The organism is Delftia sp. UME58 (genome assembly GCF_014170385.1).
Lineage (GTDB): Bacteria > Pseudomonadota > Gammaproteobacteria > Burkholderiales > Burkholderiaceae_C > Comamonas > Comamonas acidovorans.
Window position 1 is genome coordinate 258,806 of sequence record NZ_LZZV01000052.1, and the last position, 22,202, is coordinate 281,007.

At 69.3% G+C, this 22,202-nt stretch carries 18 protein-coding genes; 4 read left to right on the top strand and 14 right to left on the bottom strand.

The features are described from left to right. Positions 1-19: 19 nt before the first annotated feature. A complete protein-coding gene (locus A9976_RS14225; protein ID WP_183019541.1) occupies positions 20-1,297 on the bottom strand; it encodes a PLP-dependent aminotransferase family protein in 1,278 nt (425 codons plus the stop codon). A gap of 111 nt (positions 1,298-1,408) precedes the next feature. After that, a complete protein-coding gene (locus A9976_RS14230; protein ID WP_183019542.1) occupies positions 1,409-2,824 on the bottom strand; it encodes a VOC family protein in 1,416 nt (471 codons plus the stop codon). Positions 2,825-2,991: 167 nt separating this feature from the next. Here A9976_RS14230 and A9976_RS14235 point away from each other — a divergent pair, with 167 nt between their 5' ends. After that, entirely contained in the window at positions 2,992-3,912 is a 921-nt protein-coding gene (locus A9976_RS14235; RefSeq protein ID WP_183019543.1) for a LysR family transcriptional regulator, read from the top strand. Here A9976_RS14235 and A9976_RS14240 read toward each other — a convergent pair. From A9976_RS14240 to A9976_RS14270, 7 genes are read right to left on the bottom strand one after another with little or no spacing between them, the layout of a single operon-like run. Continuing rightward, positions 3,887-4,849: a GTP-binding protein gene (locus A9976_RS14240; protein ID WP_183019544.1), complete on the bottom strand. Its 963-nt coding sequence runs from the start codon at positions 4,847-4,849 to the stop codon at positions 3,887-3,889. The two genes, A9976_RS14235 and A9976_RS14240, sit on opposite strands and share 26 nt — an antisense overlap. Position 4,850: 1 nt before the next feature. Beyond that, positions 4,851-6,515, bottom strand: a complete 1,665-nt coding sequence (locus A9976_RS14245) for an amidohydrolase (protein WP_183019545.1) — start codon at positions 6,513-6,515, stop codon at positions 4,851-4,853. Positions 6,516-6,534: 19 nt separating this feature from the next. Beyond that, positions 6,535-7,557: an ABC transporter ATP-binding protein gene (locus A9976_RS14250; RefSeq protein ID WP_183019546.1), complete on the bottom strand. Its 1,023-nt coding sequence runs from the start codon at positions 7,555-7,557 to the stop codon at positions 6,535-6,537. Next, positions 7,554-8,582, bottom strand: coding sequence for an ABC transporter ATP-binding protein (locus A9976_RS14255; RefSeq protein ID WP_183019547.1), 1,029 nt, complete (start codon positions 8,580-8,582; stop codon positions 7,554-7,556). The genes A9976_RS14250 and A9976_RS14255 overlap by 4 nt, the downstream gene beginning before the upstream one ends. Next, positions 8,582-9,490, bottom strand: coding sequence for an ABC transporter permease (locus A9976_RS14260; protein ID WP_047471803.1), 909 nt, complete (start codon positions 9,488-9,490; stop codon positions 8,582-8,584). The genes A9976_RS14255 and A9976_RS14260 overlap by 1 nt, the downstream gene beginning before the upstream one ends. Positions 9,491-9,494: 4 nt before the next feature. Then, on the bottom strand, positions 9,495-10,472 hold the full coding sequence (locus A9976_RS14265) for an ABC transporter permease (protein ID WP_183019548.1): 978 nt from the start codon (positions 10,470-10,472) through the stop codon (positions 9,495-9,497). A 17-nt stretch (positions 10,473-10,489) separates the two neighbouring features. Then, positions 10,490-12,085, bottom strand: a complete 1,596-nt coding sequence (locus tag A9976_RS14270; RefSeq protein WP_183019549.1) for an ABC transporter substrate-binding protein — start codon at positions 12,083-12,085, stop codon at positions 10,490-10,492. 318 nt (positions 12,086-12,403) lie between these two features. On the opposite strand from A9976_RS14270, the gene A9976_RS14275 reads away from it, so the two are divergent. Then, positions 12,404-13,915 carry a PLP-dependent aminotransferase family protein gene (locus tag A9976_RS14275; protein ID WP_183019550.1) on the top strand — a complete coding sequence of 504 codons (1,512 nt, stop codon included), beginning with the start codon at positions 12,404-12,406 and terminating at the stop codon, positions 13,913-13,915. 18 nt (positions 13,916-13,933) lie between these two features. Here A9976_RS14275 and A9976_RS14280 read toward each other — a convergent pair whose 3' ends face one another. The 3 genes from A9976_RS14280 to tal all read right to left on the bottom strand — a co-directional run bounded on the left by A9976_RS14280 (position 13,934) and on the right by tal (position 17,642). Continuing rightward, positions 13,934-14,833: a transporter substrate-binding domain-containing protein gene (locus A9976_RS14280; protein ID WP_183019551.1), complete on the bottom strand. Its 900-nt coding sequence runs from the start codon at positions 14,831-14,833 to the stop codon at positions 13,934-13,936. Positions 14,834-15,064: 231 nt separating this feature from the next. Further along, the gene (gene pgi, locus A9976_RS14285) at positions 15,065-16,684 is read right to left on the bottom strand and encodes a glucose-6-phosphate isomerase (protein WP_183019552.1); all 1,620 of its coding nucleotides are present in this window, start codon (positions 16,682-16,684) and stop codon (positions 15,065-15,067) included. Positions 16,685-16,688: 4 nt separating this feature from the next. After that, positions 16,689-17,642: a transaldolase gene (gene tal / locus A9976_RS14290; protein ID WP_183019553.1), complete on the bottom strand. Its 954-nt coding sequence runs from the start codon at positions 17,640-17,642 to the stop codon at positions 16,689-16,691. A gap of 208 nt (positions 17,643-17,850) precedes the next feature. Between tal and A9976_RS14295 the strand changes: the two genes are divergently transcribed. Continuing rightward, a complete protein-coding gene (locus A9976_RS14295) occupies positions 17,851-18,696 on the top strand; it encodes a MurR/RpiR family transcriptional regulator (RefSeq protein WP_016448717.1) in 846 nt (281 codons plus the stop codon). A 28-nt stretch (positions 18,697-18,724) separates the two neighbouring features. On the opposite strand, the gene fabF is transcribed toward A9976_RS14295, so the two are convergent. After that, positions 18,725-20,050, bottom strand: coding sequence for a beta-ketoacyl-ACP synthase II (fabF, locus tag A9976_RS14300; protein ID WP_183019554.1), 1,326 nt, complete (start codon positions 20,048-20,050; stop codon positions 18,725-18,727). 206 nt (positions 20,051-20,256) lie between these two features. Between fabF and A9976_RS14305 the strand changes: the two genes are divergently transcribed. Beyond that, positions 20,257-20,859: a TetR/AcrR family transcriptional regulator gene (locus A9976_RS14305; RefSeq protein ID WP_183019555.1), complete on the top strand. Its 603-nt coding sequence runs from the start codon at positions 20,257-20,259 to the stop codon at positions 20,857-20,859. Between the two features lie 15 nt (positions 20,860-20,874). Here the strand turns inward: A9976_RS14305 and A9976_RS14310 are convergent, their stop codons facing one another. Beyond that, positions 20,875-22,101, bottom strand: coding sequence for a M20 aminoacylase family protein (locus A9976_RS14310; RefSeq protein WP_183019556.1), 1,227 nt, complete (start codon positions 22,099-22,101; stop codon positions 20,875-20,877). Positions 22,102-22,202: the final 101 nt, after the last annotated feature.

Sequence of the window (22,202 nt, forward strand, 5' to 3'; positions counted from 1 at the left end):
ACGCTTTTGCCGATGTCTTTCAGGACACGGCCTGGCCCCAGGCCCGGCCCAGGCGCGCCACGGCCTCGGTGATCTGGGGCACGGTGGGCGCCGCATACGACAGGCGCATGCACAGGCCGGCCTTGTCTGCCGCATCGGCCGGGAAGAAGGCCTTGCCCGGCACATAGAGCACGCCCTGCTCCACCGCTGCCGTGAACAGCGCACGGGCCAGGGCCTGGGAGTCGCCCGCAAGCCGCTGCGGCGGCAGCAGCCGGGCCCAGACGAACATGCCCCCCGCAGGCCGCACGAAGCGGATCTGATCGCCCAGGGCCGACTGCATGCCAGAGCACAGCGCATCCATGCGCGCCGCGTACTCGGCGCAGGCCTGGGCCAGCTGGGGCGCATAGCGGCCCGAGCGCAGATAGTGCGCGGCGATCATCTGCGCCAGCGGCGAGGTGCACAGGTCGGCCGTCTGCTTGGCGATGGTGCAGCGGCGCAGCAGCTGGGCGTCGGCCAGCATCCAGCCGATGCGCAGCGCAGGCGCCACGGTCTTGGACAGGCTGGACAGGTAGACCACGGGATTGGCCTGGGCGCCGCACAGCGCCAGGCCCGTTTCGTAGATCGACGGTTCGCGCTGGCCGCTGAAGCGCAGCTCGCCATAGGGGTCGTCCTCGACGATGACAAAGCCATGCTCGCGTGCCAGCTCCACCAGGGCCGTGCGCCGCGCCGCGGGCAGCAGGGTGCCACCCGGGTTGGAGAAGTTGGGCACGGTGTAGAGCAGCTTGGGGCGACGCGCATGGGGCCACTGCGCCAGCAGGCGGGCCAGGGCCTCGGTGTCCAGGCCCTGCTCGTCCGTGGGCACGGCAACGACCTGTGCCTGGGCCAGCTTCAGGGTCTGCAGCGTGGCCGGGTAGGCGGGCACCTCGACCAGCACCGGATCGCCGGGCTCGACCAGCACCTTTACCAGCAGGTCGAAGGCCTGCTGCGAGCCCGTGGTCACGATCATGTCGGCCGGCGTGCAGGCAATGCCGCGCGTGGCGCACAGCGCGGCCAGGGCTTCGCGCAGCGCAAGCTGGCCTTCGCTGGCGCCGTACTGCAGGCTGGTGGCGGCATCCTGCTGCAGCGCGGCCACGGCGGCCTGCTGCAAACCTTCGGCATCGAACAGGCTGGGCGATGGATAGCCTCCGGCCAGCGAGAGCATGCCGGGACGGCTCAGGTAGGGAAACAGCTCGCGGATCGGCGAGCCTTCGGGCTGTGCGAACAGCGGGTTGAACAGATGGGCGGTGGGCGACGACGCGCCCTGGTCTGCGGTGCTCATGAAGGCCTCCGGCAAATGGCAAAAACAAAGGGGCGCACGCGCAGGCCTGGCGCCTGTGCATGCGCCCCGGGGAAGGGGATCGACGGTGGCGGGCTCAGCCCGGGTCGGCGCTTATGCGGCGACCTTGGTGGCCTGGCCGCGCAGCGCGCTGCGCAGCTGGTCGATGGATCGCTGCTGGGCCTGCTCGTACAGCGCGATCTCGTCATGCACGCGGGCACCCAGGTCGGCCTCGAAGGCCTGCTGGGCCGCATGGGCCGCGTACTGCTTTTGCTCTTCGCCGCCCAGGTTGGACTGGAAGATGCCGGCCGCGCTCACGGGCAGGAAGTCTTCGTAGACGATGGGCTCGGCCTGGGCCAGGCCGCGGGTGACCAGCGCGTCCAGGTCGGACGCGGCGGCCGCTGCGGCCTCGCCTGCGGCCAGGGCGGCGCCCTCGTCGCTCAGCGTGAAGCGGTAGAAGGCCAGGTCTTGCCGGCGCAGTTGCTCATGGGTGTCGGGGAAAGCCTCGAAGACCTGGGCCAGGCGGCTGCCGTAGTCGGGTGCGGCACTGCCCGCGCTGCCCATGTCGCGCACCTGGGCCAGCAGCTGGTCGTAGAGCGCGCGGCCCTTGCGCGTGAGCGCCACGCCGCGCTGCTCGATCTCGCCGAAGCGCGCCGTGTGCGAGCCCGCGCCCGTGGCATCGCCCGCAAAACGCACGATTTCCTTGAGCGCCTTGAAGCTGGTCTGGCGCAGCAGGATGGGGCAGGCGCGGCGCGGCGGGCCTTCGACCACGTCCTTGGCGTCCATGCCGCGCTCGGGCATGGCGGCCTGGGCCGCGTCGATGTCCAGGGTGCGCGGCGTCAGGTGGTTGATGTGCGGACCCTTGAAGCAGACCACGTCGGCGATCAGGCGGTGGGCCTTGTGCAGCGCGTCGTAGGTGGCGCCGTCCACGGTGGATTCGCTGTGCCAGCGAAAGGTCTCCAGCGCCTCGCGCACGAATGCGTCGGCATCGGCGTCGGCCAGGCCGCCATGGGCCTCGGCCTGGGCGATCAGCGCCAGCGCGCGTTCGGTGAAGATGCTGCGTTGCGCCAGGATGGCACCCGCCTGGGCCCGCAGCGCCTCGTCGGCAATCAGGTCCAGGCGCAGCAGCGAGGTGAAGACGCGGAAAGGGTTGGCCAGCAGCGCCGCATCGCCCACGGGACGGAAGGCCGTGGAGTGCACGGGCACGCCGGCCACCGACAGGTCGTAGTAGCCCACGGGCTCCATGCCCATGATGGCGAACAGGCGGCGCAGCATGGACAGCTCGGCCGCCGTGCCCACGCGGATGGCGCCGTGGCGCTCCACGCCCAGGCGGGCAAGCTCGCCGCTGCGCTGCATCCGGGCCAGCAGCGCGGGCTCGGCCTGCAGCGTGCGCTGGTTGATGTCGGCCACGAGTTCGATCAGCGTGCCGTACTGTGGCACTTCATCGCGGTACATCTCGGACATGGCGCTGGAAAACCGTGCGCGGATCTCGTCGGAGGGCACGAAGGTGTGGGCAGGCGTAGAGGACATGGTGCTCGTGGGGACTGAAGTTGGAGCCACAGGGCAGCCCTGCGGCGGGGTGGATTCCTGGCACGCATGCTAGGTCTGCGCCTTGAGCCTGGTCAAACGATAATCAGGCCCATAGGTCATTCCCAAACAGAATGCCCCCTCCCACGATTGCCCCACCGCCCTCCGCCATGCTGCTGTCCCGCCGTTTCCTGCCCCCCATGTCCCTGCTGTGCGCCTTCGAGGCGGCGGCCCGGCACCAGAGCTTCACGGCAGCCGCGGCCGAGCTGCACCTGACGCAAAGCGCCGTCAGCCGCCAGATCCGCGCACTGGAGGAGCGGCTGGAGGCGGAACTCTTTGTGCGCGAGCGCCAGACCGTGCGGCTCAGTCCGGCCGGCCAGGCCTATGCCCAGGAGATACGCGGCGCGCTGATGCGCATCTCCACCGCCACGCTGGGCTTTCGGGCCAACCCGCGCGGCGGCAGCCTGAACCTGGCCATCCTGCCCACCTTCGGCACGCGCTGGCTGGCGCCGCGCCTGCCGCAGTTCTTCAGCGCCCACCCGGGCATCACCATCAACCTGACGACGCGACTGTCCCAGTTCGACTTCCAGCTCGAAGCCGTGGACGCCGCCATCCATTTCGGCCTGCCGCACTGGCCGGGCGCCGAGCTGGCCTTTCTGATGAGCGAGACCGTGGTGCCTGCCTGCAGCCCCGCCCTGCTGGCCCAGCATCGCTTTGCCCAGCCCCAGGACCTGCTGCAGGCGCCGCTGCTGCACCTGGCCTCGCGCCCCGATGCCTGGCAGCGCTGGCTGTCCGTGCACCATGCGCCCATGGCCGAGGGCCAGGGCATGCTGTTCGACCAGTTCGCCACCGCCGCCCAGGCCGCCATCGCCGGCGTGGGCGTGGCCCTGCTGCCGCGCTTTCTGATCGAGCGCGAACTGGCCCAGGGCGACCTGGTGCGTGCCCTGCCCCATCTGCCCGAGATGGAAAGCGCCGAGCGCTACTACCTGGCCTGGCCCACGAGCCGCGGCAACTACCCGCCGCTGCAAAGCCTGCGCGAGTGGCTGCAGCAGGCGGCCCAGGATTTCATGCGGGACGGCCCGCAGCCCTGACGCCCGCAGCGCCTGCCACCAGCGCCTGCAGCGCGGCCACCGGCAGCTGCCCGGCCAGGCCGATGGCCACGATGGCGGGCACCTGCTGCTGCGCGGGCGCGGGCGCTGATGCGGCACGCAGCCGGCCGCTGCGCCCGGCAAACTGAAGCTCGCTCCACTGGCCCGCCCCGGTCTGCACCACGCCCTTGAGCCGCAGCACGCCAGCCGGCATGGCCTGCAGCCACGCCTGCAGGGCCGTCTCGGACAGCATCCCGGGCGGCTGGCAGGACCAGGTCTCGAACTGCCGGCCATGCATGGGGCGCGCAGTGCTGGCACCCCATGAGACCTCCCGCACGCCACGCAGCAGGGCTGCGCCGCTGAGCAGTTCCACGGGCACCCGGGCTTCGTGCACATCGCAGCGTTGCGCGGCTGGCGCGTGGCTGGCTATCCAGCCGTGCACGCGCTCCAGGGTCCGGGCATCGGCCAGATCGGTCTTGTTGACGATGACCAGATCGGCCCTGGCCACCTGGCGCTGCAGCGTGTCGGCCAGCAGCGGATCGGCCGCCTGCCCGGGCAGGGCAGCGGCATCGACGACCACGATGACGCCGTCCAGCGCCAATGCGGGATCGGCCAGGCCCAATTGGGCAATGCGCCAGGGATCGGAGACGCCGCTGGCCTCGACCACCACGGCGTCGAAGCGCTCGCGCTGCTGCAGCACGCCGATCAGGGCCATGGAGAGGTCGTCACCGATCTGGCAGCACACGCAGCCATTGGTCAGCGCGATGGTGTCGCCGCTGTGGGCCTTGATCAGGCCGGCATCGATGTTGAGCGCACCGAAGTCGTTGACCAGCACGGCCAGCCGCTGGCCATCCGCATGGCGCAGCCAGTGGTTGAGCAGCGTGGTCTTGCCGGCGCCCAGGAAGCCGCCGATGACCGTGAACGGCAGCCGCTGTCCCATGTCATGCCGCCTTGAAGACGCGCCCGGACAGCACCGTGCCCCAGACCCGGAGGTCCTTGAGCACCATGGGGTCCAGGGACAGCGGATCGTCTTCCAGCACGCAGAAGTCGGCCCGCTTGCCACATTCGATGCTGCCGATCTCGTGGTCCATCTTCAGCGTCCAGGCCGCGCCCAGCGTGACGGCATGCAGGGCCTGGGCCACGGTCAGGCGCTCGGCCGCGCCCAGCACGCGGCCCTTGGGCGTGATCCGGTGGACCGCGCACCAGGCGGTGAACAGCGGCCCCAGCGGCGTGACGGGCGCATCCGAATGGATGGCCAGCGGCACGCCGGCGGCCAGCGCGCTGGCGCAGGCATCGAGCCGCATGGCCCGGTCCGCCCCCATGGTCATCTCGTAGTGCTGGTCGCCCCAGTACCAGAGGTGGTTGGCGAACAGGTTGGCGCACAGGCCCAGCGCCGCCATGCGGCGAAACAGCGGCGCATCGATCATCTGGCCATGCTGCAGCGTATGGCGGTGGTCGGGCCGGGGCGCGCGGGCCAGCACGCGGCCTATGGCGTCGATGGCGGCTTCGCTGGCCTCGTCGCCATTGGTGTGCGTATGGATGAGCAGGCCTGCGCGGTGGTAGGTCTCGAAATCGGCCTCGTACTGCGCGGGCGCGGTGACCCAGATGCCGTTGGGCGCGCCGTTGTAGTGACCGGGCCAGCGCAGGCGCGCCGAAAAGCCCTGGATGGAGCCGTCCAGCATCATCTTGACCAGGCCGTAGCGCAGCCGGTCGGTGTTGCGATCCATGAGCGTGCGCACATGCTCGGCGCCTGCCTGGGCGCCATGCGTGCCGTGGAAGGCCTGGAAGGCCGGCAGGATGCGGATGGGCACCTGGTCATCGGCCAGCGCGGCCTCCAGCACGCGGCAGTCCTGCTCGCCCAGCCGGTTGACCAGGTCGGTGGCCGTGGTCACGCCCTGGCGGCAGGCCAGGCGTGCGAAGGAGCGCACGCCTGCCTCGGTCATGGGCGCCAGCAGCCCGGCCTCGCCGATCTTGCGCAGCACCAGGAACATGGCGGCCGGTTCCTGCAGCTCGCCCGTGGGCTCGCCGGCCAGGGCGTGGCCGGGTGCGAAGCGCACCACGCCCTCGACCTCGTTGTCGCGCGTGATCTCGGCCAGGCGCAGCATGGCGCTGTTGACGTTCATCAGATGGCCGTTGGCGTGCGAGATGACGACGGGACGGCCTGCGGCGGCCCGGTCCAGGTGCTCCACCGTCATGCGCTCGCCGCCAAAGTAGATGGGATCGAACCCCCAGGCGATCAGCGGCTGGCCGGTCGGCAGGCCCTGCGCATCCATGCGCGCCGCCACCTCGGCCAGGCGGTCCACCACGGCATCCATGGAGCGCAGGCCGGGCCAGGTCTTTCCGTCGGGGTCGCGCCGGTCGAACCAGCCCGTGTATGTCCAGTCCCACATGCTGCCTTCCTTGAGATGGCAGTGGCCCTCGACCAGCCCGGGCAGCAGCACCTGGTCCGCAAAGCGATCGTCGATGCGGCACTCGCCCCAGGCCGTGCAGCGCGCCAGGTCCCCGACCGCGAGGATGCGCCCGTCGCGCACGGCCACATGCGTGGCCTCGGGCTGCATGGGGTTCATGGTGATGATCTTGCGGGCGACGTAGACGGTGATGCTCATGGTGGCGGGTACTCCGGATTCAAAGGGCCAGCGGCGCGCGCGGCACGCCATCGATGTGGTCCACGCGGATGCAGCGCACCCAGTGGCCGGGTGCGGCTTCGCGCAGCGGTGGCGCCTCGGCCGAGCACGCAGGCACGGCCACGGGGCAGCGCCCTGCGAAGCGGCAGCCTGCAGGCGGGTTGATGGGACTGGGCGGATCGCCGGCCAGCCGTATGCGCCGCGCCGCGCGCTCGCGCCCGCCGCGCACCGTGGGCACGGCCGACATCAGGGCCACGCTGTAGGGGTGCAGCGGCCGCGCGAAGAAGGCCTGGCGCGGTGCGCGCTCCACGATCTGGCCCAGGTACATGACGGCGATGTCGTCGCAGATGTGCTCGACCACGGCCATGTCGTGCGAGATGAACAGGTAGCTCAGGCCCAGCTCGCGCTGCAGCCGCGCCAGCAGGTTGAGGATCTGGGCGCGGATGGCGATGTCCAGCGCCGACACGGGCTCGTCGCAGACCACGAGTTCGGGCCGCGTGGCCAGGGCGCGCGCGATGTTGATGCGCTGGCGCTGGCCGCCCGAGAACTGGTGCGGGAACAGCTGGCGCTGTTCGGGCCGCAGGCCGACCTGGGTGAACAGCTCGGCCACGCGCGCCTCGCGCTCGGCCGGCGTGCCCACGTCCATCAGGTCCAGCGGAGCGCGCACCGCATCGCCCGCGCGCTGGCGCGGATTCAGCGAGGAAAACGGGTCCTGGAACACGATCTGCATGCGCCGCCTCGCCTGGCGCAGGGCCTCGCCCGACAGGCCGCCCAGGTCGGTATTGCCCAGCTGCATGCGGCCCGCCGTCACGGGCGCCAGGCGCATCACGGCCAGCGCCGTGGTCGTCTTGCCCGAGCCCGACTCGCCCACCACGGCCAGCGTGCTGCCGCGCCGCAGGCTGAAGGACACGCCGTCCACGGCCTTGACCACCTCGGGGCTGCCGAACAGGCCCTTGCCCGCGCGCGGAAAGTGGACCTTGAGGTCATCGACCTGCAGCAGTGTGTCGTCCATGCGTGCGTTCATGCCAGGGCCTCCGTCTTGACCCGGATGTGCGGGGCGCAGGCATGCAGCCAGCAGGCCACGCCGTGGGATGGGTCCTCCAGCGCGACCAGCGGCGGCGCCTCGCTGGCGCAGCGCGGCAGGGCCTCGCGGCAGCGCGCGCGGAAGGCGCAGCCGCTGCCCAGCTCCCAGATCGAGGGCACGACGCCCGGGATTTCCGGCAACTCGCGGCGATCCGCCGCCTGGCTGCTGCCCAGCTCGGGCAGGCAGGCGATCAGGCCGCGCGTGTACGGATGGGCGGGCGCCGACAGCACCTGCTCGCAGCGGCCCTGCTCGATCACGCGGCCCGCATACATGACCATGACGCGGTCGGCCATCTCGGCCACGGCCCCCATGTCGTGCGTGATCAGCACGATGGCCGTGCCCTTTTCGCGCTGCAGCGCGCGCAGCAGGTCGAAGATCTGGGCCTGCACGGTCACATCCAGCGCCGTGGTGGGCTCGTCGGCGATCAGGATGTCGGGCCGGCAGGCCAGGGCCATGGCGATCATCACGCGCTGGCGCATGCCGCCGGACAACTGGTGCGGGTACTCGTGCACGCGCCGCTCGGGCGCAGGGATGCCGACCTGCCGGAGCATCTCCACGGCGCGCTGACGCGCGGCGGCCGCATCCAGGCCGGCGTGCAGGCGCAGCGGCTCGGCGATCTGCTCGCCCACGGTGAGCACCGGATTCAGCGAGGTCATCGGCTCCTGGAAGATCATGGAGATGCGGTTGCCGCGCACCTGGCGCATATGGGCCTCGCCGGCGGCCACCAGGTCCTCGCCCTGGAAGCGCACCTGTCCGCCCGTAATGCGGCCCGGAGGCGAGGGAATGAGGCGCAGCAGCGCCAGCGCCGTCATGCTCTTGCCACAGCCGGACTCGCCGACCACGCACAGCGTCTCGCCCGCGCGCAGATCGAAATCCACGCCGTTGAGCACCATGGCCTGGCCGCGCCGGCCCTGGAAGGCCACGCGCAGGCCGCTGACTTGCAGCAGGGGGGTGTCGGTATCCATCAGCGCTCCCTCAGCTTGGGGTTGAGTGCATCGTTGAGGCCATCGCCGATCAGGCTGACGGCCAGCACGGTGACGAAGATGGCGGCGCCGGGAAAGGCCACGGCCCACCAGCAGGACAGCAGGTACTGGCGGGCCGATCCGATCATCAGGCCCCAGCTCATCTGGTTGGGATCACCCAGGCCCAGGAAGGACAGGCCGGCCTCGAACAGGATGGCCGCGCCCACGGCCAGCGTGGCCGACACCACCAGCGGCGGCAGCGCATTGGGCAGGATCACCTTCCAGATGATGCGGCCGTGGCGCGCGCCGATGGCGCTCTCCGCGCGCACGAATTCGAGCTGGCGGATGCGCATGAACTCGGCCCGCGTGAGCCGCGCCGTGGCCGGCCAGCTGACGCTGCCGATGGCCAGCGTGACCGTCACCAGCGAGGGAGAGAACAGCGTGACCACCACCATGGCGAACAGCAGTGCGGGCAGCACCTGGAAGAACTCGGTCACGCGCATCAGCAGCGCATCGACGCGGCCGCCGTAGTAGCCGGCCATCGCTCCCAGCGTCACGCCGATGCACACCGACAGCAAAGCCGCGAAGGCGCCCACCAGCAGCGTGGCGCGGCCGCCATGGATGATGCCGGTGAGCACGTCGCGCCCCAGCTGGTCGCTGCCCAGCCAGGCCTCCTCGCTGAACGGCGGGCTCAGCGGCATGGTGCGGATCTCGAACGGGTCCGCAGGCCAGATCCAGGGGCCGGCGATGGCCACCAGCAGCACGATGAGCAGCATGGCCATGCCGGCAATGGCCGAGGGGTTGCGCAGGAACATGCGCAGCGCTTCGCGCGCCGGGTGCTCGGCATGGGCTGCGGCCTGCGGCGCGGCGACGGTCGGCACGGACACGGAAGGTGGAGTGATGGCGTTCATGGACTCAGGCCGCCTTGATGCGGGGATCGATCAGCCGGTAGCACAGGTCGGTGACGAGGTTCATCACGACCACGACGATGGAGGAGAACAGCAGCACGCCCAGGATGGTCGGGTAGTCGCGCCGCAGCACCGAGTCGAAGGCCAGCCGGCCCAGGCCCGGCCAGTTGAAGACCGTCTCCACGATGATGGCGCCGGCCATGACGTTGCCGAACTGCAGGCCCAGCATGGTCACCACGGGCAGCAGCGCGTTGCGCAGCGCATGGCGGTAGAGCACCACATGCTCGGCCAGGCCCTTGGCGCGCGCCGTGCGGATGTAGTCGGCGCCCAGCACGTCCAGCATGGACGAGCGCGACAGCCGGCTGTACTGCGCCAGGTAGACCAGGGCCAGCGTCAGAGCGGGCAGCACCAGGTGCCGGGCCACGTCCAGCAGGTCGGCAAGGCCCGCGCCGCCTGCGGCATCGGCCGAGCGCATGCCCGACACCGGCAGCACGGGCCACCAGGAGGCAAACGCCAGCACCAGCAGCATGCCGGTCCAGAACACGGGCGCCGCAAAGCCCACCAGGGACAGCACGGTGATGCACTGCGACAGCAGGCCGTTGGGCCGGCGCGAGGACAGCACGCCCAGCAGCGTGCCCACCACGAAGGCCGTGAGCACGGCGGCCAGCACCAGCAGCAAGGTGGCGGGCACGCGCTCGGCAATCATCTGCGCCACCGGCAGGTTGAAGAAGTAGGAATGGCCCAGATCACCACTGGCCACGCGCGCCAGGTAGATGCCCAGTTGCACGGGCAGCGGCCGGTCCAGCCCGTAGCGTGTGCGCAGCTCGGCCATGAGCTCGGGCTCCATGCCGCCGCTGGCGCCGGCAATGGTCTCCACGGGATCGCCGGGCGCCGCATGCACCAGCATGAAGTTCAGCACCACCACGGCCAGCACCAGCGCCAGGCCCTGCAGCAGCCGCTTGAGGAGTGTGCGAAGAAAAGCCATGGACTGCACCTCCCCGACTACTTCAGAAAGATCTCGTCATAGGGCGAGGCCGGCCCCCAGATCGTGGTCGGCAGGTTGCCCACGTTCTTGCGCGCGGCCGTGTGGTAGGGCGAGTTGTTGATGAAGATCACGGGCAGCTCGTCCGTCACGGTCTTCTGGAAGGCCGCATAGAGCTTCTTGCGCTCGGCCGTGTCCAGCGTGCTGCTGGCCGTGTTCAGCAGCTCGTCCACCTTGGGATTGCGGTAGGACTGGGTGTTGGTCCAGACCACGGGCTTGATGTTGGTGGACAGGTAGCTGCGGTGCACGCCGATGACCGGATCACCCCAGTTGAAGACGATGTCCATGGACAGGTCGAAGTCGTGCGTGGCCAGGCGCCGGGCCCAGGCCGGGAAGTCGGCCGAGGCGCGTACCTCGACGGCGATGCCCACCTTCTTGAGCTGGGCGCGCACGTACTCGGCCACGTTCTTTTGCTGCTCGTCCGAGCCGGGCAGGTAGTCGATGGTGATCTTGAAGCGCTCTCCGTTGGCCCCGGGCTTGAGGCCGGCCTCGTCCAGCAGGGCCGCCGACTTCCTGAGGTCCAGCGGATAGCGCACCAGGTCGGCCGAGGCAAACGGGCTGGCCGCCACGATGGGGCCGTCGGCCACGCTGGCGAAGCCGCCCATCAGCGCCTTGGTGATGAAGTTCTTGTCGATGGCATGCGCAATGGCCTTGCGCACGCGCACATCGTCCAGCGGCTTCCTGTCGGTGTTGATGGCCAGCCAGTTGATCGAGCCTATGCCCTCGAAGCCCTTGCCGGTCAGCGTGACCTGGGGATTGGTGGACAGGCGCTTCAGGTCGATGGAGGCCTGCAGGTAGGGCACCATCTGCACGTCGCCGCGCTCCAGGCTCAGCAGCAGGCTGGAGGAGTCGGGCACGATGTTGAAGACCAGCTTGTCCAGGTAGGGACGGCCCGGCAGGAAGAACTTGTCGAAGCGCTCCATCACGATGCGCTGGCCCGCGCGGAACTCGGTCAGCTTGAACGGCCCCGAGCCCACCACGTCGGCGCTGTTGCGCGCATGGGTCTTGAGGTCGGCACCATCGCCATAGATGTGCCTGGGCAGTATGGGCGCCAGCGCCGGGCTCATGGCCAGCAGGATGGCCGGATGCGGCGCGTTCATGCGGATGATGGCCGTGTACGGGTCGGGCATGTCCACCTTCTCCACGGGCCCCAGCATGGTCTGGAACGGGTGGTTGGCCTTGATGGCCATGATGGAGAAGGCCACGTCGGCCGAGGTGATGGGCTTGCCGTCGTGGAACACGGCATTCCTGCGCAGGTTCAGGGTCAGCGACTTGCCGTCCTCGGCGAGCTTCCAGGACTCGGCCAGGTAGGGCTGGGGCTTCCACTGGTCGTCGAAGCGCAGCGGGCTGGCGAACAGCTGGGTGGAAGGCATGGCCGTGGCAATGCCCGATTGCACGGCGCCGTTCAGGTGCCGTGGCACCTGGGTGCTGCCCACGATCAGGGTGCCGCCGCGCGCGGGTTCCTGGGCACGCAGCGGTGGGGCGGCCAGGCCCGCCAGCGCGCTGGCCAGTGCCAGGGCGCCCAGGACGCGGCGTCGGAAAGTGATGGTGCGCATGGACTTCTCCCTCGTTGATTCACTAGGTCGCGCAGATCGCGGCCTTGCGTTTCAGAATACGCAGGAAGCGCCCGCAGCGTATGGGCCACAGTCGCCCAAAAGTAGGAGCCAGAAGCCCAGTGTTTACCCGCATCGAAGGACCCATGCCTTTACTTGGCCGTACCCGGCCCGCAACATGGCGCGGACTTTGCGTTCGTTTCCGATGACGACTTGCGCAAGAAGGAACGAAACCAGCGGTTTGCCCTATGGCGCAGCGCTTTGTCACATCCTGTTTGCGTAAGTCCTGCCGATATCGCTCCCGACTGCCTCCGTTGCTCCATGAGTTCTCCCTCCCCTGCAGATCCCCGCCATCAATGGTCCCACCTGTTCGTGCTGCCCGAGCAACCCGCCCTTGCCCTCAAGGACAGGCTGCGCCTGGCTCTGGTCCAGCCCATCCTGGAAGGCCGCCTGCCGCCCGGCGCCTCCATGCCGCCCTCGCGCGAACTGTCGCGCCTGCTGGCGCTGTCGCGCAATACCGTGACGGCGGTCTACCAGCAACTGGTCGATGAAGGCTTTCTGCAGGCCCGCCCGCGCAGCGGCGTGTTCGTGGCGCCCGATTCGCGCCTGGCCGGCGTGGACGAGGCCCTGCCCGCGCCCGCCGCAGGCCCTGGCGCGCCCGCCCCCGACTGGTCGGCGCGGGTGCTGCGCTCGCTGACGGACAGGCACACGCTGTCCAAGCCGCAGCAGTGGCGCGAGTACCCCTACCCCTTCGTCTACGGCATGCACGATCCCGCGCTGTTTCCCACCGAAGGCTTCCGGGAATGCTGCACGCGCAGCCTTGCGCGCGCCCAGCTGCCGCACTGGACGCCGGACTTCGAGACCGACGACGTTCCCGACCTGATCGAGCAGATCCGCCTGCGCCTGCTGCCCCGGCGCGGCGTGTTCGCGCTCAAGGAAGAGATCCTGGTCACCGTGGGCGCGCAGCAGGCCTTCTACCTGCTGGCCGACGCGCTGCTGGCCCCCTCGCAGCGCCTGGGCTTCGAGGAGCCCGGCCACCCGCATGCGCGCAACACTTTTTCGCTGCGCCGCCCGCGCTGGGTGCCCGTGGCCGTGGACGAGGAAGGCGTGGTGGTCGACGGCCTGCCGCCGCTGGACTACCTGTTCGTCACGCCCTCGCACCAGAGCCCCACCACCGTGACGCTGAGCCTGCAGCGGCGCGAACAGCTGCTGCGCCGCGCCGAGCAGGGCGATTTCGTGATCATCGAGGACGACTACGAGGCCGAGAACCTCTACCAGGGCACGCCCATGCCCGCGCTCAAGAGCCTGGACCAGGGCGGGCGTGTGATCTATGTGGGGTCGCTGTCCAAGAGCCTGTCGCCTGCGCTGCGGCTGGGCTATATCGTCGCGCCGCGCGCGCTGATCGACGAGTTGCGCGTGCTGCGCCATGCCATGGTGCGCCACCCCAGCACCTTCCTGCAGCATGCCTATGCGCTGTTTCTGTCGCTGGGCCACCATGAGGCCCATGCGCGCCGCGTGAACCAGGCCATGCTGGAGCGCGTGGCGCAGGTGGACCGCTCGCTGCGCGCGCACCTGCCGGATTTCATCTTCCGCCAGCCCCAGGGCGGCGCATCGCTGTGGGTGCAGGCACCGGCCTGGCTGGACGCCGATGCGCTGGCCGCCGTGGCGCGCCGCCACGGCGTGCTGATCGAGGCAGGCAGCGCGTTCTTTGCGACGCCGCGCCAGCCCTGCCCCTTTTTCCGGCTGCGCCTGTCTTCCATTGCCACCGATCAGATCGATGCAGGCATTGCAGCGCTGGCACGGGCGGTGGCCGAACTGGACCGGCCGCGCTGACCGGGCCCGGGCCCGTGGTCACTGCTGCGCGTAGGACTCCAGCGGCTTGTCGTTGGGCTTTTGCAGCAGTTGCTTGAGCAGGTCGCTCATGGGCAGGTTCAGCGGGGCATTCTTGGGCGGGATGGGCTGCACGAACCACTTGTCGTAGATCTTCGCCACTTCGCCCGAGGCCATCATGCCCACCAGCACATCGTCCACGGCCTTCTTGAAGGCGGGGTCATCGCGGCGGAACAGGATGGCGATGGGCTCGGAGCCCAGCACCTCGCCCACGATCTTGAAGCCTGCAGGGTTCTTGGAGTTGGCGATGACGCCGGCCAGCAGGTTGTCGTCCAGCACGAAGGCATCGGCACGGCCCGATTCGAGCATCAGAAAGCTCTCGAAATGGTCCTTGCCCAGCGAGGTGGGCAGGTTCACGCCATTGTCGCGCCCGTACTTGCGCAGCAGTTGCACGGCAGTCGTGCCGGCCGAGGCCGCCACGGGCTTGCCGTCGAGCTGCTTGAAGGAGGTGATGCCCGAGTCGGCACGCACGGCCATGCGCACCTGGCTCACGTAGGTAGTCACGGCAAAGGCCACCTGCTTTTGGCGCGCAAGGTTGTTCGTGGTCGGGCCGCAGCCGATGTCCACGGTGCCGTTCTGCACCAGGGGCATGGTGTTCTGCGAGGTCAGCGCCATGTACTCGATCTTGGCCTTGGGCACGATCTGGGCCAGCACCTTCTCGCACAGCTCCACGTGGTAGCCCACGTACTTCTGCGTGGTGCCGAAGGCATAGGCCATGGGCGCCGAGCTTTCGCGCACGCCCATCACCACCTTGCCTGTGCTCTGGATCTTGTCCAGCGTGCCGGCCGCATCCTGCGCATGGGCAGCGCCGGAAGCAGCCACCACACATGCCATCGCCACATGGGCCAGTACGAATCGCATCGAGGGTCTCCTTGGATAGTTGTTGCAGGTCCGAAGGCGCGTTGCGCCTCCACCCTGCCGTGCCGCCGTCACCGGCTGCCTCCAGGCAGGGCCGCCGTCAAGGCGATTGCATCAACTATCGAGCAATCAGGCGCCTGTGCATAACGATGAAATGGAAGAAGGTCATGCTCCGCCCACATGACCTCGCACCCGCCTGGTGCGCTGCAGCAACCCTCTGCCCGGGCACCGGGGCTAGCCGGCCGATCCTGCCGCAAGCCGGTGCATGAGGCCCTGCGTCGATGCATCGACGCCCTGCCAGTCACCGCTGTCCTGGCGCGCATGCAGCTGGCGCGCCAGGTGCTTGCCCAGCTCCACGCCCCACTGGTCGAAGCTGTTGATGCCCCAGACCGCACCGGCCGAGAAGACACGGTGCTCGTACAGTGCGATCAGGGCGCCCAGCGATGCCGGATCGAGCTGCTGCAGCAGCAGGAAGCTGCTGGGCCGGTTGCCCGCGCAATGGCGCTCTGCACCCTCGCCGTGGCGCCCCTCCATCAGGGCCTGGGCCTGGGCAATGGCGTTGACGACCAGGCTCTGGTGGTGTGCGCCCAGGTATTTGCCGCCGTCGCGCAGCGCGATGAACTCCACGGGAATCACGTCCTGGCCCTGGTGCAGCATCTGGAAGAAGGCATGCTGGCCATTGGTGCCGGGCTCTCCCCAGATCACGGGCGCCGTGCGCACGGGCAGTGTCTGCCCGTCGCGCGTCACGCCCTTGCCGTTGCTCTCCATCTCCAGCTGCTGCAGGTAGGCGGTCAGCCGCCGCAGGCCATGGCTGTAGGGGGCGATGCAGCGGCTGGAGAAGCCGCAGAAATCGCGGTACCAGACGTCCAGCAGGCCCAGGCGCAGCGGCAGATTGCCTTCCACGCCCGATGAGAAGAAATGCGCGTCCATGGCATGCGCGCCGTCCAGCAGCGCACGGAACTGCGCCGCGCCAATGGCAATGGCCACGGGCAGGCCGATGGCCGACCACAGCGAAAAACGGCCGCCCACCCAGTCCCAGAATCCCAGCGTGCGGCGGATGCCGAAGTCGGCTGCGGCCCGCACATTGGTGGTGAGCGCCACGAAGTGCCGGTCGATGGAGCACGCGGCCTGCGGGTCCTCGCTGCCGCCCTGCTCCAGGAACCACCGGCGCGCCGAGTGCGCGTTGAGCATGGTCTCGGCCGTGGTGAAGGATTTGGAGGCGATCAGGAACAGCGTGCTGCGCGGGCGCACGCGGCGCAGCACATGACCGAGCTCATGGCCATCGACGTTGGAGACGAAATGGAAATTCTTGCCCGCATCGACCCAGTCCTCCAGCGCATTGACCACCACTTCGGGGCCCAGGTGCGAGCCGCCGATGCCGATGTTCACGATGTCGGTGATGCCCTCGTCGCCGCGCACCTGCTCGGCCAGGGCCAGCATCGCGTCCAGCGTCTCATGCACCTGGTCCAGCGCCTCGTGCATGGCAGGCTGCCACTGCTGCACGGTGGCGCAGTGGCGCAGCTGTCCGCCATCGCGCGGCATGCGCAGCAGCCAGTGCATGACGGCGCGGCCTTCGGTGCAGTTGACGGGCTCGCCGGCCAGCATGGCCTCACGCTGGGCCAGCACGCCGGCCTGCTGTGCCAGGTCGCGCAGCAGCGCCTCGGTGGCCTCGGTCCAGAGGTTCTTGGACAGGTCGGCAAAGACATGCGGGGCCTGCTGGCTCAGCGCCTCCAGGCGGCCTGCGTCCGCGGCAAAGGCCTGGCGCAGATCCAGGGACCGGATGTCTTCGTTGAAATGGCGTTCAAGTGCCGACCAGGCCGGCAAGGTATTGCACAAAACGGGCAAGATCTTCATCCAATCAGTCTGCGGCCTGCTGCATCAATGCTTCGAGCTTGCGCGTGTCGGCAGCGAAGGCGCGTATGCCTTCGGCCAGCTTCTCGGTGGCCATGGCGTCCTCGTTGAGGGCCAGGCGGAAGCCGGCCTCGTCGTAGTGCACGGGATCGAGTTCCAGGGTCCGCGCGGCCTCGGGGTCCAGGGCGCGCGACAGGGGCGCATCGCTGGCGCCCAGCTGGGCCAGCAGTTCGGGGGCGATGGTCAGCAGATCGCAGCCCGCCAGCGCCACGATCTGGCCCGTGTTGCGAAAGCTCGCCCCCATGACCTCGGTGGCGATGCCGAAGTGCTTGTAGTGCTCGTAGATGGCACGCACGGAACGCACGCCGGGGTCGTTGGCGCCGGCCATCGCGGCCTCGTCCCACTGGGCGCCGGCCTGCTTCTTGTACCAGTCGTAGATGCGGCCCACGAAGGGCGAGATCAGCTGCACCTTGGCCTGGCCGCAGGCCACGGCCTGGCAGAACGAGAACAGCAGGGTGAGGTTGGTGTGGATGCCGCGCAGCTCCAGCTGGCGCGCGGCCTCGATGCCTTCCCAGGTGGAGGCGATCTTGATGAGCACGCGGTCGATGTGCACGCCTTCGGCCTGGTACAGCTCGATCAGGCGCTCGGCACGCGCCACGGTGGCCGAGGTATTGAAGGACAGGCGCGCATCGACTTCGGTGGAGACGCGGCCCGGAATGGTGTTCAGGATCTCGCAGCCGAAGCGCACCAGCATGCGGTCCATGACCTCGTCGAGGCTGCGGCCCTTGTACTGGGCCACGGTGGCACGCATCAGCGGTGCGTACTCGGGCTTTTGCACCGCCTTGAGGATGAGCGAGGGATTGGTGGTCGCATCCCGTGGCTGGAACTGGGCCAGCTGGTGGAAGTCGCCGGTATCGGCCACCACGGTCGTGTACTGTCGAAGCGCGTCAAGCTGGTTCATGGAACATCCTTTGGGCGGGAACCTGGCGAGGGGCGGCATCGCACCAGGGCGGTGCGGTTGTACCGGCAAATCCTCCGAGTGTATGCGCCCGCATGGTTTGCATCGGCGTCAGGAAAGTAAGCGAAGGCTGCCGCTCATGCAAAATGCGCGCTGGACCTGCCTTGCGGCAACCGCTTCCCTTCACCCATAGAACAACGCCCACCGCCTAATGCTGGACCGCATCACCGCCTCGCTGCCCTCGCTTGCTCCCGCCGAACAACGCGTGGCCCGCCTGGTGCTGGCCGATCCTCGGGCCTTCGCACGACAGCCGGTGCGCGAACTGGCCGAGCGCGCCCATGTCAGCAAGCCGACGGTGGTGCGCTTTTGCCGCAGCATGGGCTACGACGGCCTGGCCGACTTCAAGCTCAAGCTGGCCGGCAGCGTGAGCGAGGGCGTGCCCTTCATCCACCGCAGCGTGGACACCGACGACAAGACCAGCGACGTGATGGTCAAGGTGGTGGACAACGCCGTGGCCGCCTTCCTGCAATACCGCAATGCCGCCAGCACCACGGCCATAGAGCAGGCGGCGCAGGCCATCGCCTCGACCTGGCAGACGGGCCGGCGCATCGAGTTCTACGGTGCGGGCAACTCGGGCATCGTGGCGCAGGACGCGCAGCACAAGTTCTTTCGCCTGGGCGTGACCAGCCTGGCCACCAGCGACGGCCACATGCAGGTGATGAGCGCCACCCTGCTGGGGCCCGGCGACTGCGCGGTGATCATCTCCAACTCGGGCCGCACGCGCGACCTGATGGACGCGGCCGACATCGCGCGCAAGAACGGCGCCACCACGATTGCCATCACCGCCAGCGGCTCGCCCCTGGCCTCGGCCTGCCACATCCATCTGGCCGCCGACCACCCCGAGGGCTACGACCGCTACAGCCCCATGGTGTCGCGCCTGCTGCACCTGCTGGTCATCGACGTGCTGGCCACCTGCGTGGCGCTGCGCATCGGCCCGGCCCTGCAGCCTGCGCTGGAGCAGATGAAGAACAACCTGCGGGCCAAGCGCTACACGTAGCACCGGCCCCCAGGCCCACCCGCCTCGTTCAGCCCTGCCAGCGCCTGAGCACCAGCGAGGCGTTGACGCCACCAAAGCCGAAACCGTTGACCAGGGCATGCTCCATGGCCCAGGGCCTGGCCGCGCCGGCGATCAGGTCCAGCCCCTGGGCCAGGGGATCGGGCTCCACGAGATTGCGCGTGGCCGGCGCCATCTGGTCGCGCAGCGCCAGCACCGTGAAGATGGCCGCCACCGCGCCCGCTGCGCCCAGCAAATGGCCCGTGGCCGACTTGGTGGAGCTGATCGCCACGCCGCTGCCCTCGCCAAACAGGGAGCGCATGGCCGCCAGCTCGCCGCGGTCGCCCACGGGCGTGGAGGTGGCGTGGGCATTGAGGTACTGCAGCTGATCCGGCGACAGCCCCGCCATGGCCAGCGCCTGCGCCATGCTGCGGCGCGCGCCGTCGCCATCTTCCGGCCCCGAGGTGATGTGATAGGCATCGGCGCTGGTGCCATAGCCCACCACTTCCGCCAGCGGCACGGCGCCGCGCGCCAGCGCATGGTCCAGTCCCTCCAGCACCAGGGCGCCCGCGCCCTCGCCCATCACAAAGCCGTCGCGGCCTGTGTCGAAGGGGCGCGAGGCCTCCTCGGGCCGGTCGTTGTATCCCGTGGAAAGGGCCTTGGCCGCCGCGAACGCACCCAGGCTCACGCGGTCGATGGCTGCCTCGGCGCCGCCGCACAGCGCCACATCGGCCTCGCCCGAACGGATCATGCGCAGGCCGTCGCCCACCGCCTGAACGCTGGCCGCGCAGGCCGTGACGGGGGCGCCCAGCGGGCCCTTGAGTCCATGCCGTATCGACACATGCCCGGCCGCGAGATTGACCAGGAAAGACGGCACGGTGAAGGGCGACAGGCGCGACACCCCCCGGCTGTCCGTGGTGCGCACGGCCTGGGCAATGGCGCCAAAGCCGCCGATGCCCGAGGCAATGATGCAGGCCGTGCGCGTGCGCTCCTGCTCGCTGGCAGGCTGCCAGCCGGCCTGGGCCAGGGCCTGGCCCGAAGCATCCAGCGCCAGCGGAATGAAGCGGTCCATCTTGCGCTGGTCCTTGGGCGAGACCACGGCATCGATGTCCCAGCCGCCTTCCGGGTCCCGGGCCAGGTCGGGCACCTGGCCTGCCACCTGGCCCGGCACATCGGGCGCCAGATGCTCGGGCAGCCGGCTCAGGCCCGATGCGCCGGACAGCAGGCGCCGCCAGGCCAATTCAGTGCCCCGCCCCAGCGGCGAGACCATGCCCATGCCCGTGATGACCACGCGGCGGGGCAGGTGGGCCGCAGTATGGGCCGTATGGGATGTATGCGCCGTATGGACCGTACTCATGAGCCGCTCCTGGCACACCGTGCGGAGGTCGGAGCGTGCCCAGGCAACAGGCTGCGCAGAAGTGAACAGGCATTCATCGGTTCTTCCCTGTAGAGTGCACAGCCTCTGCAGAACATGGCGCACAGGCCATGGCAGGGGCTGATTTATGATGATGGCCGTCATCATAAACGTGTTTTGATAACGACCACAATCATTGGACAGCGCACATGAAAGTCACGAAAGCCCAGGCCGCGCAGAACCGGCAGGACATCCTCGAAGCCGCCGCACGGCTGTACCGCGAGCACGGGCTGGACGGCGTCGGCGTGGCCGAGGTGACGCGCGGCGCGGGGCTCACGCACGGCGGGCTCTATCGCCACTTCGAATCCAAGGATGCGCTGGTGCGCGAGGCCTGCGCACGCGCCTTCGACTGGTCCATCGCGCCGCTGGACGGCCTGCAGGGTGAACAGGCCGGCAGCCTTGCCGCGCGCGTGCAGTCCTACCTGTCGCCGCAGCACCGCGACAGCCCCGGCGAGGGCTGCCCCGCTGCGGCGCTGGCCGTGGACGTGGCCCGGGCAGGCGGCGATCTTTCAGCGGTGTTCGCCGAAGGGGTGGAACGCAACATCGGCAGATTTGCGCGCGTGATCGGCACACTTGGCGACGATCAGGCACCCGATGCCACACAGCGCGCCCAGGCCATGGCCATGCTCAGCAGCATGGTGGGCGCCCTGGTCCTGGCACGCGCCACGGTCGCGGCCAATCCAGGCTTGTCCGACGAGATTCTGAAAACGGTGCAGGCCCACCTTCTTGCGCCCGAGGGCAAGGCCCGTTGACCCGCTCCGCCTGCGCTATACGTCCTGCGAATGCAGCGGCATGGCCTGCTCGATCAGGCTGGCGTGCAAGGCCGCGCCCAGTGGCAACACGTCGTCGTTGAAGTCATACCGGCTGCTGTGCAGCGGCACCCCGGGCTGGGCGCCCGTGGATTGCCCCAGGCGCAGGTAGGCACCGGGCTTGTGCTGCAGCATGAACGAGAAGTCCTCGGCGCCCATGCTGGGCTCCAGCTGCCGGTCCAGGTTCTCCACCCCCACCAGCGTCTGGGCCACATCGGCAGCAAAGGCGGCCTCCGCGGGGGAGTTGATGGTGGCGGGATAGATGCGCTCGTAGTTGACCTTGGCCGTGGCCCCCAGCCCCAGCGCCACCGCGCTGCACAACTCCTGCAGGCGCTGCTCGACACGGTCCTGCACGGCGGGGTCGAAGGTCCGCACGGTTCCCACCAGCGTTGCCGTGCCCGGCATCACGCTGAAGGCGCCCAGGTCCCCGGCCTGCACGGCGCACAGGCTGATGACGGCACTGTCGATGGCGCGCACATTGCGCGAGACGATGCTCTGCACCGCCGTGGTGATGTGCGCGGCCGCCAGCACCACGTCCACCGTCTGGTAGGGATGCGCACCATGGCCGCCGCGCCCCGTGATCTCGATGGTGATGCGGTCGGCAGCCGCCATCATCGCGCCCATGTTGATCCCCACCGTGCCCGCACGCATGGCGGGCCAGTTGTGCATGGCGTACACGGACTGCATGGGAAAACGGTCGAAAAGACCATCGGCGATCATGGCCCGCGCGCCGCCGCGCCCTTCCTCGGCGGGCTGAAAGACCAGCACGGCCGAGCCGTCGAAGCGCCGCGTCGCGGCCAGGTAGCGGGCGGCGCCCACCAGCATGGTCGTATGGCCGTCGTGCCCGCAGCCGTGCATCAGCCCCTGCTTGCCGGACTTCCAGGGAAATTCGTTGTGCTCGACCATGGGCAGTGCATCCATGTCGGCACGCAGGCCCACCATGGCGCCCGAACTGTGGCCCTGCCCGCGGATCACGGCCACCAGGCCCGTGGTGCCCAGGCCTTCGTGGATCTCGTCCACGCCGCACTGGCGCAAGGCCTCCTTGACGCGCGCCGCAGTGAAGCGCTCCTCGAATCCCAGCTCAGGATGCGCATGCAACTCTCGGCGCAGCGCCGTCAGCTCCGGGTGGTACTGGGCGATCCGGGCAAAGGCCCGACCGCCTGCCTTGTATCGAGTGGCTTCCATAGCCTTGGTTCTTTCGCTTCGTTGGCCTGCGCATTACCTTAACGCAGGAAATCGCGCCCGCCCACCGTCAGCCCATCGACAGGAAACAAAAAGGCCTCCCG